The sequence below is a fragment of the Streptomyces sp. NPDC102274 genome (assembly GCF_044766385.1).
Taxonomy (GTDB): Bacteria; Actinomycetota; Actinomycetes; order Streptomycetales; family Streptomycetaceae; genus Streptomyces.
The window spans coordinates 1-3,591 of record NZ_JBIWLW010000117.1; the positions used below are offsets into that span (position 1 = coordinate 1).

At 67.1% G+C, this 3,591-nt stretch carries 4 protein-coding genes and 1 pseudogene; 3 read left to right on the forward strand and 2 right to left on the reverse strand.

Features of this window, described 5'->3' with window-relative positions; genetic code table 11:
* On the forward strand, positions 1 to 227 hold a 227-nt coding region (locus ACIRQP_RS42180; protein ID WP_403900745.1), incomplete at its 5' end, for a hypothetical protein.
* A 252-nt stretch (positions 228 to 479) separates the two neighbouring features.
* Here the strand turns inward: ACIRQP_RS42180 and ACIRQP_RS42185 are convergent.
* A complete protein-coding gene (locus tag ACIRQP_RS42185) occupies positions 480 to 851 on the reverse strand; it encodes a transposase (RefSeq protein WP_403900747.1) in 372 nt (123 codons plus the stop codon).
* Between the two features lie 74 nt (positions 852 to 925).
* Entirely contained in the window at positions 926 to 2,323 is a 1,398-nt protein-coding gene (locus ACIRQP_RS42190; protein WP_403900749.1) for a transposase domain-containing protein, read from the reverse strand.
* Positions 2,324 to 2,470: 147 nt separating this feature from the next.
* Between ACIRQP_RS42190 and ACIRQP_RS42195 the strand changes: the two are divergent.
* Both ACIRQP_RS42195 and ACIRQP_RS42200 read left to right on the forward strand, forming a co-directional pair.
* Positions 2,471 to 2,599, forward strand: a pseudogene (locus ACIRQP_RS42195) (transporter); the annotation flags it as partial.
* Between the two features lie 287 nt (positions 2,600 to 2,886).
* A partial coding sequence (locus ACIRQP_RS42200) for an ATP-binding protein (protein ID WP_403900751.1) occupies positions 2,887 to 3,591 on the forward strand: 705 nt, incomplete at its 3' end.

The window sequence follows — 3,591 nt, forward strand, 5'->3', positions numbered from 1 at the left end:
GCCTTCTTCGAGGGCCGGGTATAGACGACGAGCTTGCTCGTGCCGCGTTTCCGCTGGCGGCGGATGTGGTGGCCGAGAAAGTCGAAGCCGTCGTCATGTGGACCACGCGGGTCTTCTCCGGTGAGAGCCGCAGTCCGAGCGGGGCCAGGACCTCGGCGACCTGCTCGCGCAGGGCCTCGGCCCGATGGGCCGGGCCGCTGACGAGGACGACGAAGTCGTCCGCGTAGCGGACCAGGCGCCAGTTCCCGGCCCCCCACCCGATCGAGCAGAGTCCCACGCACTGCACACCGGCCCGTATCCACCAGATTTGACCCGGCTTCGCGCTTACGGAGCTTCCACCACTGGTTCGCTCTCGCTACACCTTCTGACCTCGCCGAACGGACCCGCACCGTCTGGTAGTTCCAGCACGTCCCGTCTTCGTCGGGGCCGCTTGCCACCCTCACCGGCGTTCCCCGGATCAGGCTGCCCCCAAGCTTCGATCAGGCCGCTGCGACGGCCCAACGGAAGCGGTCTTCCACCGCCCCTCGATCAACATCGCGCTTCGTGGCGCACAGCTCCGCGGCGAAGAAAGCCGAGGCGGACTTCAGTATCGAGTTCGCCCGCTTCAACTCTCGGTTCTCCCGCTCCAGTTCGGCGATGCGGGCGGCGTCCTGGCTGGTGGTGCCGGGGCGTACGCCTTCGTCGGTCTCGGCGCGCTTGACCCAGGTCCGCAGGGCTTCGGGGTGGATGTCGAGCTGGTCGGCGATGCGGCGGATCGCGCCGGTCCGGTCGGCAGGGTCCTTGCGGGCCTCGACCGCCAGACGCGTCGCGCGCTCACGCAGTTCGTCGGAGTACTTACGGGGAGCAGCCATGATCGGGATCTTTCCGGGTCTTCGATGTCTCCATCAAACCCCAATGCCGCGTAGTTAAGGCTGGTTGGCGCTGGTCAAGGGACCGGTGCAGGACAGTTGGTCGGGACCGTGTATCGACCGCGTTCGGGTTTGCCGAGTAGGCCACGGCGGGCCCAGGTGGCCAGTTGGACGCTGAAGCTGTTGATGTTGGTGATCTCAAGTGTCCGCGCCAGTTCGCTCGGGGTGAAGGAGCGGTCCGGCTCGGCTCGCAGCAGCGCGAAGACGCGGTCGACGCGGGAGCCGGGGTTCATGATCCTTGCTTGGGCGGCTGGCGATGGCACGGGTCTGGGAGGGTCCCCGGCTGCTCGACGTTGATGTCGAAGCTGGTGATCCGTGTGCTGGTCTGGGGGCGTTCTTCGAGCGGGTGGCCGGTGTAGCGGGAGATCGGGGACTTGACCTTGCGGGCTGAGAGCCGGGCCCGGCGGGCGGGCAGCAGGTGAGCAAGGAGGGCGGTGGTGATCGTCTCGGGTGGGGCGGGATCGTGCTGCTCGGCGATCCCCGTCGCCCGGATCACGGTGGCCTGGGCTGTGGCGGCAGCGGTGGTGAAGCTGGCCCGATCCCGGCGCGTAGTGCCCGGTGATGTGGCTGCCGTTGGCCAGGTGCGTGGTGACTTGCGCTTGGATGACGCGCACGTTGAGTGAGCCGAGCCGGGTGAGGATCGAACCGTCGGGCAGTACCGCAAGGCGGGGAAGCTTGCGGCCTGCACGCATGCGGACCAGGAACTGTGCTCCGGTCGCACGGACCCCCGCGAGGAACTCGCCGCCGTCGAAGGCGCGGTCCGCAAGCAGCAGCATCTCGGGGTCGAGGCGCTCGACCAGGCGCGCGGCGTATGTGATCTCTCCGGTGCTGCGTGGCCCGAACACCGCACCGAGGAGAGCACGGGTGCCGGTCTCGACGAGAGTCATCAACTGCACGCACGGGTAGCCGTGGAACCCTCCGCGGCTGGTCTCCGCGCGCCCGAGCCAGGCCCGGTTGCGCTCGGAGTCCGGGCAGTGCAGCGATGCGCATCCGTCGAAGGCGACGGTGCGCCAGCGCCGATACCGCAGGCCCGGGGTGCGCGGATCGGCGAGAGGCACCGCGAGGGTGTCGAATAACCTTCTGAGCGGCCTGGGCCCGACCCTGTGGCGCACATCCCGCAGAGCCTTCTCCGAAACTCGTGCTGCACTGGGAAGCGCGCTGGTCAGCATGCCCCACACCCGGCTGTATCCCAGGTGCGGGAACAATCCGAGGGCCAGTAGGAAGTAGACCCCGACCCGTGAGGGCAGCAGCCGCAATCGCTGCTGGACCCGGCCGGTCTCCGCCAGAACCGCATCGACCAGATCGAACGGGACGTACCTCGTGAGCTCGCCCAGGTGGCCGGCTCCGAACGCATCGGCCACGAGCCCCGACTCGTCCGGAGCGGATGCGCGCGCGGTGGAATACTGGAACAGCAAGGGGACCTCTGAACCTTGAGATGTCTTGGCGGACTCTCGAGATATAGCAGAGGTCCCCTCGCCTCATCCCGCGATCTTCAAAGCCCCTTGACCAGCGCCAACCAGCCTTAACTACGCGGCATTGCATCAAACCCGGGGCGGTTCACCGGCGGGGCGATGAAGGAGTTGGCCACGGCGGCCGACGAGGTCCTGCTGGGGCTCGGTGACGACATCGCCCGGGTCCAGAACAAGACCTACCGGGCCTACCAGCGGCTGCGGAACTTCGCCTGCCTCTGCCGGGCGAAATACGCCGCTGCCGGGCACAGGGGCTCCCGCTCGCTCCAGCTACCATTCCCTCTCCGACACACCATGGGAGTCACCTCAGTTCACGTGGAGTACACACCCTGAAACCGGTGACGGCCCGTGTGAGGTCGTTGTGCCCGGGGGCGAGTACCCGGATGTGCAGAGGGGTTTGGGGCGCCACATCGGCTTCCAGGGGCCGCCAAAGGCCCATCTCTGTCAGTCGTACCGGTACACTGGGGCCAACACTGCCGCTAGTGGCAACCGAGTTGTAACGTGGTCGTATGCCCGCGCCTACCGGCGGGCAAATGACCACGCTGTGCCAGAGAGGGCGCTTCGTGGCCGATTCCGCCAACCCCAACCAAACCTCAGAGCAGACTGACCAGGCTTCCTATACTGGTAGCAACATCCAGGTGCTGGAGGGCTTAGACGCGGTCCGCAAGCGGCCCGGTATGTACATCGGATCCACCGGTGAGCGTGGGCTGCATCACTTGGTGGACGAGGTCGTGAGTAACTCGGTCGACGAGGCCTTGGCTGGCCATGCCGACACTATTGACGTGACGATCCTCGCCGACGGCGGGGTGCGCGTGATCGACAACGGCCGCGGTATCCCGGTGGACATCGTTCCGTCCGAGAACAAGCCGGCCATCGAGGTCGTGCTGACGGTCCTGCACGCGGGCGGCAAGTTCGGCGGCGGCGGCTATGCCGTCTCCGGTGGTCTGCACGGCGTCGGCGTCTCGGTCGTCAACGCCCTGTCGTCGAAGGTCTCGGTCGAGGTCAAGCGGGACGGCTACCGCTGGACGCAGGACTACAAGCTCGGTGTGCCGACGGCTCCGCTGGTCCGTAACGAGGAGACCTCGGACTCCGGTACGACGGTGACGTTCTGGGCCGACGCGGACATCTTCGAGACGACGGAGTACTCCTTCGAGACGCTGTCGCGGCGTTTTCAGGAGATGGCCTTCCTCAACAAGGGCCTGACCCTGACGCTG

Bases quoted from the DNA above. Each gene is read 5' to 3' on its own strand.
- ACIRQP_RS42185 (WP_403900747.1), bottom strand. From the start codon at position 851: ATGGCTGCTCCCCGTAAGTACTCCGACGAACTGCGTGAGCGCGCGACG.